Source organism: Anaerofilum hominis (assembly GCF_014287275.1).
Classification (GTDB): domain Bacteria; phylum Bacillota; class Clostridia; order Oscillospirales; family Ruminococcaceae; genus Pygmaiobacter; species Pygmaiobacter hominis.
Genome location: NZ_JACONZ010000002.1, coordinates 97,818 through 111,412 on the forward strand (window position 1 = coordinate 97,818; position 13,595 = coordinate 111,412).

At 64.6% G+C, this 13,595-nt stretch carries 12 protein-coding genes; 3 read left to right on the plus strand and 9 right to left on the minus strand.

Annotation, left to right across the window (positions count from 1 at the left end; genetic code table 11):
* Positions 1 to 16: 16 nt before the first annotated feature.
* From H8S23_RS05645 to H8S23_RS05685, 9 genes are all read right to left on the minus strand, one after another.
* A complete protein-coding gene (locus H8S23_RS05645) occupies positions 17 to 1,780 on the minus strand; it encodes a V-type ATP synthase subunit A (RefSeq protein ID WP_186887357.1) in 1,764 nt (587 codons plus the stop codon).
* Positions 1,781 to 1,820: 40 nt separating this feature from the next.
* Positions 1,821 to 2,399: a hypothetical protein gene (locus H8S23_RS05650; protein WP_186887358.1), complete on the minus strand. Its 579-nt coding sequence runs from the start codon at positions 2,397 to 2,399 to the stop codon at positions 1,821 to 1,823.
* 236 nt (positions 2,400 to 2,635) lie between these two features.
* Positions 2,636 to 2,944 carry a V-type ATP synthase subunit F gene (locus H8S23_RS05655; protein ID WP_186887359.1) on the minus strand — a complete coding sequence of 103 codons (309 nt, stop codon included), beginning with the start codon at positions 2,942 to 2,944 and terminating at the stop codon, positions 2,636 to 2,638.
* 14 nt (positions 2,945 to 2,958) lie between these two features.
* Positions 2,959 to 3,297, minus strand: a complete 339-nt coding sequence (locus H8S23_RS05660) for an ATP synthase subunit C (protein ID WP_186887360.1) — start codon at positions 3,295 to 3,297, stop codon at positions 2,959 to 2,961.
* An 85-nt stretch (positions 3,298 to 3,382) separates the two neighbouring features.
* A complete protein-coding gene (locus H8S23_RS05665) occupies positions 3,383 to 5,308 on the minus strand; it encodes a V-type ATP synthase subunit I (RefSeq protein WP_186887361.1) in 1,926 nt (641 codons plus the stop codon).
* 42 nt (positions 5,309 to 5,350) lie between these two features.
* Positions 5,351 to 6,391, minus strand: a complete 1,041-nt coding sequence (locus tag H8S23_RS05670; protein WP_186887362.1) for a V-type ATPase subunit — start codon at positions 6,389 to 6,391, stop codon at positions 5,351 to 5,353.
* Between the two features lie 85 nt (positions 6,392 to 6,476).
* Positions 6,477 to 6,788 carry a hypothetical protein gene (locus tag H8S23_RS05675; RefSeq protein ID WP_186887363.1) on the minus strand — a complete coding sequence of 104 codons (312 nt, stop codon included), beginning with the start codon at positions 6,786 to 6,788 and terminating at the stop codon, positions 6,477 to 6,479.
* A gap of 653 nt (positions 6,789 to 7,441) precedes the next feature.
* Positions 7,442 to 8,401, minus strand: a complete 960-nt coding sequence (locus tag H8S23_RS05680; protein ID WP_186887364.1) for a D-2-hydroxyacid dehydrogenase — start codon at positions 8,399 to 8,401, stop codon at positions 7,442 to 7,444.
* A gap of 57 nt (positions 8,402 to 8,458) precedes the next feature.
* The gene (locus H8S23_RS05685) at positions 8,459 to 9,133 is read right to left on the minus strand and encodes a hypothetical protein (protein WP_186887365.1); all 675 of its coding nucleotides are present in this window, start codon (positions 9,131 to 9,133) and stop codon (positions 8,459 to 8,461) included.
* A gap of 1,165 nt (positions 9,134 to 10,298) precedes the next feature.
* On the opposite strand from H8S23_RS05685, the gene H8S23_RS05690 reads away from it, so the two are divergent.
* The 3 genes from H8S23_RS05690 (at position 10,299) to H8S23_RS05700 (ending at position 12,921) form a co-directional block, all read left to right on the plus strand.
* Positions 10,299 to 11,477, plus strand: coding sequence for an AI-2E family transporter (locus H8S23_RS05690; RefSeq protein ID WP_186887366.1), 1,179 nt, complete (start codon positions 10,299 to 10,301; stop codon positions 11,475 to 11,477).
* On the plus strand, positions 11,474 to 11,971 hold the full coding sequence (locus tag H8S23_RS05695) for a hypothetical protein (RefSeq protein ID WP_186887367.1): 498 nt from the start codon (positions 11,474 to 11,476) through the stop codon (positions 11,969 to 11,971). Before H8S23_RS05690 ends, H8S23_RS05695 begins: the two co-directional genes overlap by 4 nt.
* Before the next feature lie 269 nt (positions 11,972 to 12,240).
* A complete protein-coding gene (locus H8S23_RS05700; RefSeq protein ID WP_186887368.1) occupies positions 12,241 to 12,921 on the plus strand; it encodes a YczE/YyaS/YitT family protein in 681 nt (226 codons plus the stop codon).
* The last annotated feature ends 674 nt before the right edge of the window (positions 12,922 to 13,595 follow it).

Sequence of the window (13,595 nt, forward strand, 5' to 3'; positions counted from 1 at the left end):
TTGGAATCTCTCCTCTCTAGGCGATGTGCTCGGCGCGCAGGCGTTTGGCCGCGTCGTCGATCTCGGTGTAATAGCCCTGGAACAGCTCGGGGCGGTCATTGGGAACGTCGTATTTCATCTTGACCAGCCTCTCAAACAGTCCGGTCTCCAGCAGGGCGCGCATGGGGATGCCCTCCGCCACCAGCGCCGCGCCGGTCTTTTGCAGGTAGAGGATGACCTCCATCATCTTCATCTGTTTGACAAGGGGCACATAGGTGTCGTCTTTGTGAAACGCGTTCTGCTGCAGAAAACCGGTGCGGATGGCCCGGGCGATCTCGATGGTCAGCTTCTGGCTGTCCGGCAGCACGTCGGAGCCGATCAGCTTGACGATCTCCATCAACTTGGATTCCTCGCTGAGCAGGCTCAGCAGCCGGCCGCGCAGGGCGCAGAACTCCGGCCCCACATTTTTGATGTACCAGGGGTCCAGGTCCTCATAGTATTCGCTGTAGCTGATGGTCCAGTTGATGGCCGGGTAGTGGCGGGCATAGGCCAGCGCTTTGTCCAGCGCCAGAAAGCAGCGCACAAAGCGCTTGGTGTTCTGGGTGACGGGTTCCGAAAAATCAGAACCCTGCGGCGACACGGCGCCGATCAGGGTCACGCTGCCCGAAGAGCCGTTCAGGTTCTCGGTGCAGCCGGCGCGCTCGTAGAACTCGGCCAGGCGGCTGGGCAGATAGGCGGGGAAGCCCTCCTCGGCGGGCATCTCCTCCAGCCGGCCCGAGATCTCGCGCAGCGCTTCCGCCCAGCGGGAGGTGGAGTCCGCCATCATAGCGACGTCGTACCCCATATCGCGGTAATATTCGGCCAGCGTGACGCCGGTGTAGATGGAGGCCTCGCGGGCCGCCACCGGCATGTTGCTGGTGTTGGCGATCAGCACCGTGCGCTCGGTCATCGGCTTGCCGCTTTTCGGGTCCACCAGCTCGCCGAATTCCTCCAGCACCTGGGTCATCTCGTTGCCGCGCTCGCCGCAGCCCACATAGACGATGATGTCAGCGTCGCACCACTTGGCCAGCTGGTGCTGGGTCATGGTCTTGCCGGTGCCGAATCCCCCGGGGATGGCGGCCGCGCCGCCCTTGGCAATGGGGAACAGGGTGTCGATGACCCGCTGCCCGGTGATGAGCGGGCGGCCGATGGGCTCGCGCTGGGCGGCGGGACGGGGGCGGCGGATGGGCCAGCGCTGCGCCAGGGTCAGTTCGCGCTCGCTGCCGTCGGCCAGCTTCACGCGGCAAAGCGCGTCGCGCAGGGTGTGCGCGCCGTCCGCCGCGGCAAAGACCACCTCGCCCGCCACATCCGGGGGCACCATGCTTTTATGGGTGATGACGCTGGTCTCGGGGCAGGTGGCAAAGATGTCGCCGCCTTTCACCCGGTCTCCCGGCTTGACGGTCAGGGTGACCTGCCAGGGCTTGTCAAAGTCCAGGCTGTCCACCGAGATGCCGGCAGGGATAAAAGCGCCGGTGCGCCGGGCGATGTCGCCCAGCGGCCGCTCGATGCCGTCGAAGATGTTGCCGAGGATGCCGGGGCCCAGCAGGGCCGAGAGCGGGCTGCCCGAGCCGGTGACCGGCTCGCCGACCCGCAGGCCGGTGGTGACCTCGTAGACCTGGATGGTGGTGGCCCGGTCGGTCACCCCGATCACCTCGCCCACCAGGCGCTTGACGCCCACATAGACCATCTCGGCCATCTCAAAACTTTTGGTATCGCGGACCGTGACCACCGGCCCGTTGATGGAATAAATCACGTCTGTCAAATGGTGCCCCTCCTTTTCGGTGTTCCGGTATGAGGGCGGGTCATACCCGCAGGCCGCTCTCGGCGATAAAGCGCTCCTGTTCGGCGGCAAAAGCCGCGTCCAGCGTCTCGTCGCAGAGCACCCGGCCGGCGACCAGTTTGAATCCGCCGCAGCGGATGCTCCGGTCGGTCTCAAAGACCGCCTGCGGAAAAACCGCGCGCAGCAGCCCCTGCTTGCCCTCGTCCGCCGGCCGCAGCAGGATGGTGACCGCCTGCTGCGCCAGCGCGGCGTGCCGCTGCGCCTTGGCGGTCAGCCAGGCGTCGTAGTCCGCCGTGGCGGCAAAGGCGGCGATGCGCGCCTCCACCTCGTCAAAAAGGCTTTGCGCCATGGCCCGCCGGGCCTCCAGCAGCTGGCGGCGGCTGTCCTGCCGGCGCTTGGCCGCGTACTGGCTGCGGGCGGTGAGCAGCTCCTGCCGCTTGCGCTCCAGCTCGGCAGCGCCGCTGCCCTGGCTGGCTGCGCGCAGCTCGCTCTGGCGATACTGCTCGGCCTCGACCACGATCGCCGCCGCCTTGCGCTCGGCACCGTCGATGACCGCCTCTTCAAATTTGCGGAAACTGCCTTTGGGATCCAGTTCAGTCATATCAAACCTACCATGCCTTTCCGGCCCTTTGTCGCAGGGGCCGATTCCGGGCGGCCGCGGCACAGAGCGCACGCAGCCCGGATAGAGAACGATTTTTTGTATCTTTTTAATAAAAAATACGAAAAGTATACCGGGCGGCCCCGCATCTTTGACGCGGAGGCCAAAAGCGCTGCCCGCGCAGCCCCCTGCCGGGCCGGGATGGCGCAGCCCCGGCGCGTCTGCGCGCCGGACCGCCGTCAGATGCGGATGCCCACTGCCTCGGAGATATAGCGCTTGATGTCGCCCGCCGCGTCATCGCCGCTGTGGCGGTCAGGCATCGTGACCAGCAGCGGGCGGCTGCAGCCCAGCTTGTAGCGCAAGACCGTCTCCCGGCAGCTTTGGGACAGCTTGTCGGTGAGCAGCACGATGCCGATCTCGGGGTCGCCGCAGGCTTTTTGCAGCGCGGCCTCGACCTCTTCCGGCCGGTGCACCACCACGCCGGGCACCCCGACCAGGGCCATGCCGGCGAGGGTGTCGGTATTATCGCTGATGAGAAAGTATTTCAACTGGGATCACGCCCTTAGACCTTATTGAGGATGAGGATCGAGATCAGCATGCCGTACAGCGCGATGCCCTCGCCCAGCGCCACGAAGATCATGCTTTTGCCGAACGTTTTCGGGTCCTCGGTCAGGGCCCCGATGGCAGCGGGGGCGCCTGCGCCGACGGCGATGCCGGAGCCGATGGCCGCAATGCCGGTGGAGAGGGCGGCGGCGATCATGCCCACGCCGCGGGCGGTGGCGGCCGCGGCCTCGGCGCTTTCGCCGGCTTCCGCGCCGAAAACGGTGGAGAGGGCGGCGGCCGTCAAAAAGACGAGCATGCAGGACAGCAGGATGCGGACAGCTTTTTTCATACGGTTCATAATGGAATCCTCCCAAATCTTAAAAATCAAATCGGATGTCTCGATGCGGTCAGGCGCGTCGCCGCGCAGAGGGACGATGGAAAGCTCAGCCGCGCGCGTCTGCAGCGCGCACGGTGAGGGGGGTGAAAGGGACGCCGTCGGCGTCAAAAAAGCGGCTGAACACCTCGTAAAACTCAAGGCGCAGCGCCTGGATGCCCACGATCAGGCCCTCCATGCCCATGACAAAAATGTTGCCGATGACCACCACGACCGGGGCCGCGCCTGCGCCCACCATCTCCGCCAGCGTCATGACCACGCTCATCATGCCCGCATGGGCCAGCACAAAACCGCCCACACGCAGAAAGCTCATGGTGTTGCTGGCGTAGGTCAGCAGGGTGTCGAACATCTCAAAAAAGGCGCTCGCAACATATTCGGCCTTGCCGCTCTCCAGCTTGACCTTGTGGTGGTCCACCCACTGGGCCAGCGGCTCTTGAAAATACATCAGCAAAAACGGGATCACCAGCCCGGCCGCGATAAAGACCGGGGTGAAAAGATTGCGGTCAAGCAGCAGCAGCGAGGCCGCGCCCGCGATGACGGCCCCGTAAAAGACCAGGCCCGCGATGCCGTTGGAGGAGAAGATCAGCGCGCCCCTGGCCCCGCGCTTGGCCTTGGAGACCAGGCCGAACAGGATGGAGGCCAGGATGACCACCACGCCGATGGCGATGGAGCCGATGAGGATGAAATTGGTGTTTTCCGGCGCCAGCACCTCCAGCGGCTTGCCGGAAAGGCCGACGGCCCGGTACAGCGGGTCGAGCAGATGCTCATAGCCGAAGACGCTGCCGTAGCACAGGCCGAAGAACATCGAAAAGACACCGCAGCGCGCGAGGATGGAGCCCAGGGGCAGCTTCATGAACCTGGCCATCAAAAGGCCTGCGGCGCACACGCACAGCCCCTGCCCCACGTCGCCGAACATGATGCCGAACAGGATGGAGTAGGTGACGGCCACAAAACCGGTGGGGTCCACGTCCTTGTAGCTGGGCAGGCCGTACATGGAAACATACATCTCGAACGGCCGCGCGAACCAGTTGTTTTTGAGCCGGATCGGCGGCGGCACCGGCGCGTCGGCGCTGGCGATGGGGTCTGAGACCTTGCAGTCGCACTCCGCCGTCAGCCGCCCGGTCACCCGCCGGCTCTCGGCCTTGGGCACAAAGCCGGACAGATAAAAGGTGCCGCCCATCACCTGGGCGTATTTTTCCATGTCGTAGAGCTGAGACTGCCGGTCCAGCCAGACGCACATGCGGCGGATGGTGTCCAGGTCCGCGCGGGTCTTGTCCCGGGTGGGGGTGGTCAGCTCTTCGATCTTTGCATTCAGCTGCGCTTCGTGCTCGGCGATCTGGATCAGCGCCTCGCCCGGCGTGCCGTGGACAAAATCCGGCACCCGCAGCCGCTCAAAATGCAGGCTGGCAAAGATGGCGTCCACCTCGTCCGAGATCTGCTCGGGGGTGAAATAAAAGCCCCAATAGTACTCGCCGTCAAAGTCGAACGAGTTAAAGCTGAACTCGCGGTCGGCGTAATAGGGCAGTTTGCGGTACCCCTCTTTGGGCAGGCGGCCAAAGCGCACCTTGACGTACTGCAGCGAAAAAACGTCGTCCAGGTTGACGTCCATTTTTTCCAGGTGGCGCAGCTGATGGCGGGTGTGGGCGTAGAGGGTCTTTTCCTCCAGCAGCTCGCTGTGCTTTTCCGCGCTCTGGGCCAGTTTCTGCCGGTAGCCGCCGATCATGCTGCGCACGTCGGCCAGCTCAAAGCTCTCCAGGGCGGGCGTCTCTCCCCCCTCGGCGTGCAGGTCGGCCAGCAGGCCCTGCGCCTCCCCCAGCAGGGCGGCGTAGGGGTTATCCGACACGTTGGGGCGAAATTCCTCTTTGCCGGCGGTGTCGGGGTGGAAGCAGGCCAGGTCCGTGAGCACCCCCAGCACCCGCATCAGCTCGCTCTGCGGGCCGTAGATATTGATGTACTTCATCTTTTCAATAGCCAAAAAACATTACCTCCTCAGGGGCGGAACAGACGTCCGGCGCCGTTAATATTTTAAGAGGACGCGGATGTCCGCCGGGTCCATACCGTAGCGGACGCCCTCGATGATGGTGATGAGATTGCCGCGCTCGATCCTGGCCAGCAGCAGCACGGCGGCCAGCACCGTGCCCGGCGAAGAGGAAAAGCGCAGGATGCGCGCCGAGACCTGGTAGAGATGCCTCCAGGCGCAGGCAGAGGAATTCTCGCGCTCAAAATCACCGTAGGCGCGGTCATAGCCGTAGCCCTTATAAACGGCCGCCAGCTCTTTCAGGCCGCGGGCGCGGGCCATCTCCTGCAGGCGGCGGGGCGGGATCTCGCAGTTCACCGGCAGCAGCAGCGCCTCAATCTCGGCGGCGGAATAGCTGTCCGGGAAAAAAGCCTTGATGCGGTAGATGATGTCCAGATTGTAGATCTCGGCCTCGCGGGTGAACAGTTCGCGCACGCCGGCGGCCTCCCGCCTGCTGAAAGTCCGGTCGACCAGCGCCAGGGCGGTCTCGTAATAATAGCCGCGCAGCGCCCGCTCGCAGGCGGCGTAATCGAACCGGGCGGGGGAGGACAGCAGCGGCAGCAGCAGCCTGTGGTAAGGCGTGTGCGCCACCGCCTGCAGGATGTCGGCAAAGCTGCGGGCGCGGGCCAGGGCCAGCAGGTCAAAACAGGTCTGGCCGGCCAGAAAGCTGGGCAGACGGGCGATATAGTCCCCCGGGCTGCCGGTGGCCAGCAGATGAAGGGCGTAAAGCAGCTCCTGCACCTCGCAGTCCACGATGAAAAAATGGGCGAAGCTGCCGGAAGAAAAGTCATAGCGGCGCAGCGCTTCATATTTATAATAGATGTCGCGGGAGAGCAGCTCCTCCAGACGCCGGCGGTGGATGTGGGTGTCCTGGATGCCGGAAAGGCTGTCGCGGAAACAGGGATGGTTTTTGAGATAAGCGCCGATCTCCGCGACGCTGCGCTTGTGCATCAGCTCGTCATACTCCCGCTCGGTCAGCTGGTGCGCGAAGAGGCCGCGCGCCTTGGGGATCAGCGCCAGCGAGGACTTTTTCTGCAGCATGAGACCACCTCCTTACAGAATGGATCTGGCGGCCCGGCCGCCGGAGGGCAAAAGAGACGAACCCGGCGCGGGTCGTCTCTGGGGTTCAAACAGTGATGATATTGCGCAGCATCTCGTCCGCCCAGGCGGCGCGGCGGGCCTCGAATTCGTCGGAGAGGGCCTTGCGGCGGGCGGTGAAGTCCGTTTCCTCCGCGGCGTCGATGCGGGCGATCTCCGCCTGCTCGCTCTCGTCCAGCCGCTCGCCGGCCCGGGCAAAGCTGCTGCGGTAGCTTTCAGCGGCCTGGGCCTTTTGCTCCCGGGTCTCGCGCAGGATAGCCTCGCGCTTGGACGCGGCCTTTTCAACGATCACGCGGGCCTTTTTGTCGGCGGCGATGATGCTTTCGATCAGTTTTTCCATGCGGGCACCTCCCGGCAGCCGCCCGGACCGGAAAACAGCGGTTGCCAACTATTGATAATAAATAAAAATTGACTTATTGCCTGAAAGCGATCTCTATTATAGTCTCTATGGAATCGGTTTTCAAGGGAACGAGTTGCCAAATAAATGCCATATACCTATCGTGAAACTGGGAAAAACAAATAAAAATGCGGCTCCCATGACCGGGCTGTCCTGAGAGGTGAAAAAATCGTTTCCACAAACAAGGAGATCCCGGGCACGAAACGCTCTTTCCGCAGCCCCGGCGCGGGGGGAGCCAAAGCGCGCAGAGACGCTCCGCCGGCTTGCAGACCTTTCAGCGGACCGCCGCGGCTCTTTCGCCGCCCTCCGGCGCGCAGAGGGCGGCGGGGCGCGCCGGGGGATGCTGTTTGCCTGGGAAAAGACGGGACAAGGACGGCGCGGAAAAAAGAAAAAATCAGCGGCTGGACGCGCCGGGGCGCGTCTCCGCTGATTTTTAACGACAGGGAACAGGGCAGGCGGTCCGCCCGGAGGCGAGGCTGGGCCTGTGTCCGCGGGCCGCGCCGGTAAGGCGGCCGCTTCGGGCGGTGCAGAGCGCTGGGGCACGGCGGCCGCGCCCTGCTTTTTTACGGTGCGGGCCGCGGTGCGGCGCGCGGAAGTCAGGTGACCAGATTTTGCGGCTGCCCGGCAAGATAGCTGCGGAAGTTGTCGGTCACGATGGCGGCCAGCCGGTCCAGAGATTCCCGCGTGGCCCAGGCGATGTGCGGGGTGATCAGGGCGTTGTCGCAGCCCAGCAGCGGGTTGTCCGGCCGGATGGGCTCCGCCCCCACCACGTCGGCCCCAAAAAAGCCGAGCCGGCCGCTGTGCAGGGCGCGGGCCACAGCCGCGTCGTCCACCAGTGCGCCGCGGGCCGTGTTGATGAGGATGGCGCCGGGCTTCATCTCCGCCAGCGTGTCGTCGCAGATCATCCCCCGGGTCTGGGGAGAAGCGGGACAGTGCAGGGTGACGACGTCGCTGGCCGCCAGCAGCTCGTTCAGGGATAAAAAATCCACCCCGTCGCCCAGGTAGGCGTCCCGCACGGTGCGGGTGTGGGCGAGTACCTTCATGCCGAAGCCCTGCGCGATGCGCGCCACCGCCCGGCCGATCTCCCCGTAGCCGACGATGCCCAGCGTCTTGCCGAACAGCTCCCGCTGGGGGGTGACGCCGTACTCCGGGCGGATATCGGTCTGCCAGCAGCCGCCTTTCACCGCGCGGTAATAGCGGTCGGGACACTGGCAGATGGAGAGCAGCAGGGAAAAGACGTGCTGTGCCACCGAGTGGGTGGAATACCCGGGCACATTGGCCACCGGTACATTATGGCGGCGGCAGGCGTCCAGGTCCAGGCTGTCGGTGCCGGTGGCGGTCAGGCCGATCCATTTCACATTGGGACAGGCGTCCAGCACCGCGTCGTCGATCCAGGTCTTGTTGACCACGACAAAGTCGGCGTCGCCGATGCGCGCGGCGGCCTCCTCATAGGGGGTGCGGGGCCAGGCCGCAAAGCTGTCCACCAGCGCGCGTAGCGGCGACCAGTCGAGATCGCCCTCCTGCATGGCGTAAGAGTCGAGAAGGACCAGTTTCATGAGAGATTCCTCCTTTGGGTGGGGACGGCCGCAGCCGCCCCGCCGTTTCGGCGCCTCTCAGCGGGTGAGGAGAAGCTCTTCTCCGTCCGCCGAGAGGGCGGTCCCGCGCCATCCCTCTTCCAGGCGGCGGCCGAGCAGCCTCGTCTCAGAAAAGGGACAGCGCAGGGCTGCCGGGTCCCCCCTATTATAAATAGTTTCCCCCTGGGGCGCAAGCGCAAAAATAAAACAGGCGCACAGGCGCAGCATCGGCCGCAGCGCCGTCAGCAGGTAGCCCGCGTCGAAAAAAGGCCCCAGCGGCGGCGCGTTTTTGACCGGGACCGCGGCCAGCAGCCCGCCGTCCCGCCCGGCACCGAGCGCCCGGTCCGCGGCGGCGGCCAGCAGCGCGGCGGTGAGGGCGGCGGGGTCCTCTGCGCCGGGGGCCAGGGCCAGGTCGCAGACCAGGGAGGCCCGGCCCGGTTCAGGGAGCCCCGCCAGAGGGACGAGCTCCGCGGCCGCAAGGCAGGGGCGGCAGGCCGCGTCCAGCGGCAGCAGGGTGACGGCGCCGGCCAGCGCCCGCCCCTCGAAAACGCCCCAGATCTCGCCCAGGTGCAGATCGTCCTCCAGTTCGGCCCCGGTGGGCTGGGCGGTGGGGGCAAAGCAGGAGCGCTGCAGCTCGGCGAGGTCGCCGCGGTCGGAGGACAGCAGGCGGCGGCAGCTGAAGCGCGGGGGCAGCGGGCGGCGGGTCGTTTGCATGGCGGGATCATCCTTTCAGCGGGGAAAAGTCCGGCGCGCAGCGCCGGTTTATCCTTCAGTGTATGCGAAAAGGAAAGCAAAAATGAGAGAAAAAACGCGCCGGGGCACAGAAAGATCAGCGCCGGCTCACCGGCGCGGCGCAGACGGACAGGCGGGCAAAACAGGAGAAGAGCGCGGGAAAAGACTGCGCTGCAGGCGCGGCGGCGGGTCCGAGGTTGCGGCTTCGCGCTTCCCGCTCCCTGTCGTGTCCCGCCGAATAAGGCCGCCCGCCCTGCGGATGTAACTTGGCTCCCCGCTGCGCCCCCGCCGGGCAAAGATGGCCGGCCTGCGAATACAGGTTAGCGTTCCCTTTGTGCCCTGCCAGACAAAACCGCCCGGCCCTCGGTGCGGGGAGGAAGAGATATCGGCGCGCAGCGGGCTTAGGGGGTATTTGTGGGCGCCGAGGCGCGAAGAAAGTACGCCGTACCCCTGAGCGGCGGCTGGTGGTCTGCGGACGCGGCTTGGCGCTCCTGTTGTGCCTCTCGGGCAAAAAGGCGGCCGGCCTGCGAATACAGGTTAGCGTTCCCTTTGTGCCCTGCCAGACAAAACCGCCCGGCCCTCGGTGCGGGGAGGAAGATATCGGCGCGCAGCGGGCGTAGGGGGTATTTGTGGGCTCCGAGGCGCGAAGAAAGTGCACCGCACCCCTGAACGACGCCTGGTGGTCTGCGGATGCGGCTTGGCGCCTCTCGCTGTGTCCCGCCGAATAAGGCGCCCGTCCTGCGGATGTAACTTGGCTCCCCGCTGTGCCCCGCCGGGCAAAGGTGGCCGGCCCGCGGCGGGGGGGGGGAGACTTTTGTCCCGCGTTGTCCGGCCCCGGGCAGGGACGCCTGCGGCGCTGGGGGTGCTCCGCAAACGGGAAAATTTATTTTGAAAAGATCGTCCTCTCTCCGCTGCAGCGGCTCTGCCCCCTTTTTTCGCGGCAGCCGGAGGGGAACGCCGCCGCCCTTGCCGCCTGCCCGCAGCTCCCCCGCTCCGGCGGTTCCGGCGGGGCGGGCCATCGGGGCGCGCCGGACGGGTGTCCTTTTTCGGTGGATTTTTGAGCGGCCATGGTATATAATGTCTTTAAGCCTGTCCGGCCCGGCTTTAAGGGCGCTGCAAGAGGGACGGGGAGAAAGGGGACGCGCAGTTGAAAGAAAAAAACAAATGGCTGTGGAGCCACCGCACGCTGGCAAATCTGTTTGTGGTGCTGGTGGGGATCGCGTTCTATCTCTGCCTGTCGAATTTTGATCTGGTGCGCGGCAAGGTGGCTGAGGTCGTCAAGATCTTCACCCCTTTCATCGCGGGTTTCGCGCTGGCCTATCTGCTCAATCTGCCCATGCGCTTTTTTGAGCGCCGGGTCTTTCGCCGTTTCCGGGCCCGGCGGGGCCTTGCCATCCTCGCCTCCTACCTGCTGGCCGGCGTGGTGCTGGCGGTGCTGTTGGGGCTGGTGCTGCCGCAGCTGGTGCAAAGCGTCATGGCGCTGGCTGCCAATGTGCCCATCTATCTGCGCAACCTCAACGAACTGCTTGATTTTGTGATCGACAAGTTCCATGTGGACGAGGAGATCGTCTCCCAACTGGGGATGACCTATAAAGAGATCGTGCAGAAGCTCACGGCCATTGTCACTGCGGCGGCGCCGCAGCTGCTCAATTTCTCGGTGGCGCTGGGCAGCGGCGTGGTCACCGGGCTCACCGCCCTGATCAGCTCCATCTATATGCTGGCGGGCAAGGACAAATTGATTTTCCAGCTCAAAAAAGTGGTCTACGCGCTGATGCCCACCCCCAAAGCCAAGCGCTTTCTCAGCGTCTGCGGCCATGCAAACGGGGTGTTTGCGGGCTTTATCAACGGCAAGCTGATCGACAGCGCCATCATCGGGGTGCTGTGTTTTGTGTGCATGAGCCTGCTGCGCATGCCGCTGGCCCTGCTCATCAGCGCGGTGGTGGGGGCCACCAATGTGATCCCGTTCTTTGGCCCTTTCATCGGCGCGATCCCCAGCGTCATGATCCTGCTGATTGTGGACCCCTGGAGCGCGCTCTGGTTCTGCATCCTCATCATCCTGCTGCAGCAGTTCGACGGCAATATCCTGGGGCCCAAGATCCTGGGGGACTCCACCGGGCTGTCGGCCATCTGGGTGCTGGTGGCCATCATCGTGGGCGGCGGGCTGTTCGGGTTTGCGGGCATGCTGCTGGGGGTGCCGGCTTTTGCGGTGCTCTACAGCCTGTCCAGTGATTTTATCGCCGCCAGGCTGGCGGCCCGGGGCGTGGACGCCGCCGGGGAACCCCTGCAGCCCCCGCAGGAGAAAACAGAAGAGGAGAGGGCCCAATGAAAAGCAAAAGAAGGGCTCTGCTGAAAATCGTGGGCGCGCTGGTGCTGGTGGGGGTCGCGGCGCTGGCGAGCCTGCTCATCAAGGAGACCATCGACTCCACCGACCCGGAGAATAACCTGCCGCTGATAGAGGCGTCGGTGGGGTACACCAAACTCAACGTGGTGCGGGCAAATTTTGAGTGGAACTATATCACCCGCAAGGTGCGCGGGCCCGGGCTTTCGGCCGAAAGCGGCGACGTGCCCTTTGCCCCGCTGGACGTGATTCCCGACTCCAAGCTGGTGGTGGTGATGAGCGACCCCAATTATCTGTCGATCCGCGTCTCCCGCGCCGACGCGATGTACGACGCCGATTATATCGAGATCTACGGGGACGTGTTCACCCCCAAAACGCCGGGCGTTTACTATTATAAGATCGAGGTCAGTTACAAAAAGGGGAGCCTGCTGTATTACACTGCGGTGCGGGTGCAGGACCCGAATCAACTGACGGTGGGCTGAACAGCCGGCGCTGCTGCCGGGTGTGAAAAAGCGGCGGCGGCCGGGCGGCGGCCGCCGCTTTTTCTGTTTCCGGGCGGCGGAAAAGACTCCTGCCGGCGCTCCCCGCCAGCGCCCCGCGCCGCGCGCGCCCGGAGCGGGATACCCCTGCGGCGGCGCGCGCGGCAAAGCGGAGAAGATTTTGCCGCAAAACCGCGATTTTCGTTGAAAACTGTGCTACAATAGAAAACGATCTTTCCGCCAAAGGGGCGGGTGATAAGGAGTTGTGGTGGATGGGAAAAAATTATGCGGTGCGGATGGTGCGGCTGCTGTTCGGCCTGGCACTGTTCGGCTTTGGCTGTTATCTGAGCATCCAGGCCAACATCGGGCTTGCCCCGTGGGACGCCTTTTCCATGGGGTTTGCAAATCTGACGGGCCAGTCTTACGGGAATATGACGGTGCTCACCGGGCTGGGCATCCTGGTGGTGGACTGCCTGCTGGGGGAAAAGATCGGCGTTGCCACGGTGCTCAACACGCTGCTGGTGGGCAAGTTTGTGGACCTGTTCGACGCACTGGGGCTGGTGCCCCGGCTGAACAATTTTTTTGCGGGCGTAGCGCTGCTGCTGGCGGGGCAGGTGGTGCTCTGCCTGGGCAGCTATTTCTATATCGGCGCGGCGATGGGCTGCGGCCCGCGCGACTCTCTGATGGTCGGCGTGGGCAAAAAACTGTCCCGGCTGCCCATCGGCCTGGTGCGCGGCGGGGTGGAAGCCGCGGCCCTGCTGGTGGGCTGGCTCATGGGGGCAAAGGTGGGCCTTGGCACCGTGATCGCGGTGTTCGGCATCGGCTTTTTGCTGGAGACGACGTTCCGGCTGCTGCATTTTGACGTCAAGGCGGTCGCGCATGAAAACCTGTTTGAGACGGCCCGGCGCCTTTTTGGAAAAGAGAGCGCCCGGGGGCCGGACGCGGAGGGGTAGGCTTTTGCACAAAGCTTTCCGCGCGCGTTCCAGCGGGAAGAAAGGGCCAAAGCACCCACGGTCTCCGCGGGCGGCGCCGGCGGGGACCTGCAGGGACGACAGCGCAAAAAGGCGGAAGAGAAATTTCTCTTCCGCCTTTTTCTTTGGTTAGGGAAACCACGGACTATGCCGGTGGAGGTGCCGCGCAAAAAAGCTTTCGCTTCCAGTATCGAGCGAAGCGAGTTACTAATATAGCAGCCCGCCGAGCAGCAACGGCTTAGGGAGATGCGCTTGTGTCCGCTTACGGGCGGCGGAGCAGTTGATGCAAGAGAGAGATAATTTCAGTACATCTCTAGATGTCCGCCGGTGAAATGCCCTTTCAGGGCTTGATCAAGCCTCCGGTTTAGCCGGGAGATCATGACTTGAACGGGATCTTTCAGCCCCGGGGGCCGCAGCGGCCTGTAAAAAGAGTTCGTCTCTAACAGGGCAGGCCGGATTTTCCATCAGCCGGCCGGCGCACAAGCACCGCGCCGCGCCGGAGAGCGGGACGTCGGTCTGTGGGTGGGGGCGGATGCGGGGGGAATGCCCGTCTGTCCCCCTCTCTGCATGCCTGTCCCTGAAAAGGGCTTGCGGGGCCGCCGCAGGTCGTCTGTGCGGCGGGCGGCCGTGACGGAAAGCCGCCGCTCCGCGGTTTT

Excerpts from the sequence above, each read along its gene's own strand:
- H8S23_RS05660 (WP_186887360.1), bottom strand. The coding sequence starts at position 3,297 with ATGAACCGTATGAAAAAAGCTGTCCGCATCCTGCTGTCCTGCATGCTC.
- H8S23_RS05650 (WP_186887358.1), bottom strand. The coding sequence starts at position 2,399 with ATGACTGAACTGGATCCCAAAGGCAGTTTCCGCAAATTTGAAGAGGCG.
- H8S23_RS05670 (WP_186887362.1), bottom strand. The coding sequence starts at position 6,391 with ATGCTGCAGAAAAAGTCCTCGCTGGCGCTGATCCCCAAGGCGCGCGGC.
- H8S23_RS05700 (WP_186887368.1), top strand. The coding sequence starts at position 12,241 with ATGGGAAAAAATTATGCGGTGCGGATGGTGCGGCTGCTGTTCGGCCTG.
- H8S23_RS05675 (WP_186887363.1), bottom strand. The coding sequence starts at position 6,788 with ATGGAAAAACTGATCGAAAGCATCATCGCCGCCGACAAAAAGGCCCGC.
- H8S23_RS05680 (WP_186887364.1), bottom strand. The coding sequence starts at position 8,401 with ATGAAACTGGTCCTTCTCGACTCTTACGCCATGCAGGAGGGCGATCTC.
- H8S23_RS05695 (WP_186887367.1), top strand. The coding sequence starts at position 11,474 with ATGAAAAGCAAAAGAAGGGCTCTGCTGAAAATCGTGGGCGCGCTGGTG.
- H8S23_RS05685 (WP_186887365.1), bottom strand. The coding sequence starts at position 9,133 with ATGCAAACGACCCGCCGCCCGCTGCCCCCGCGCTTCAGCTGCCGCCGC.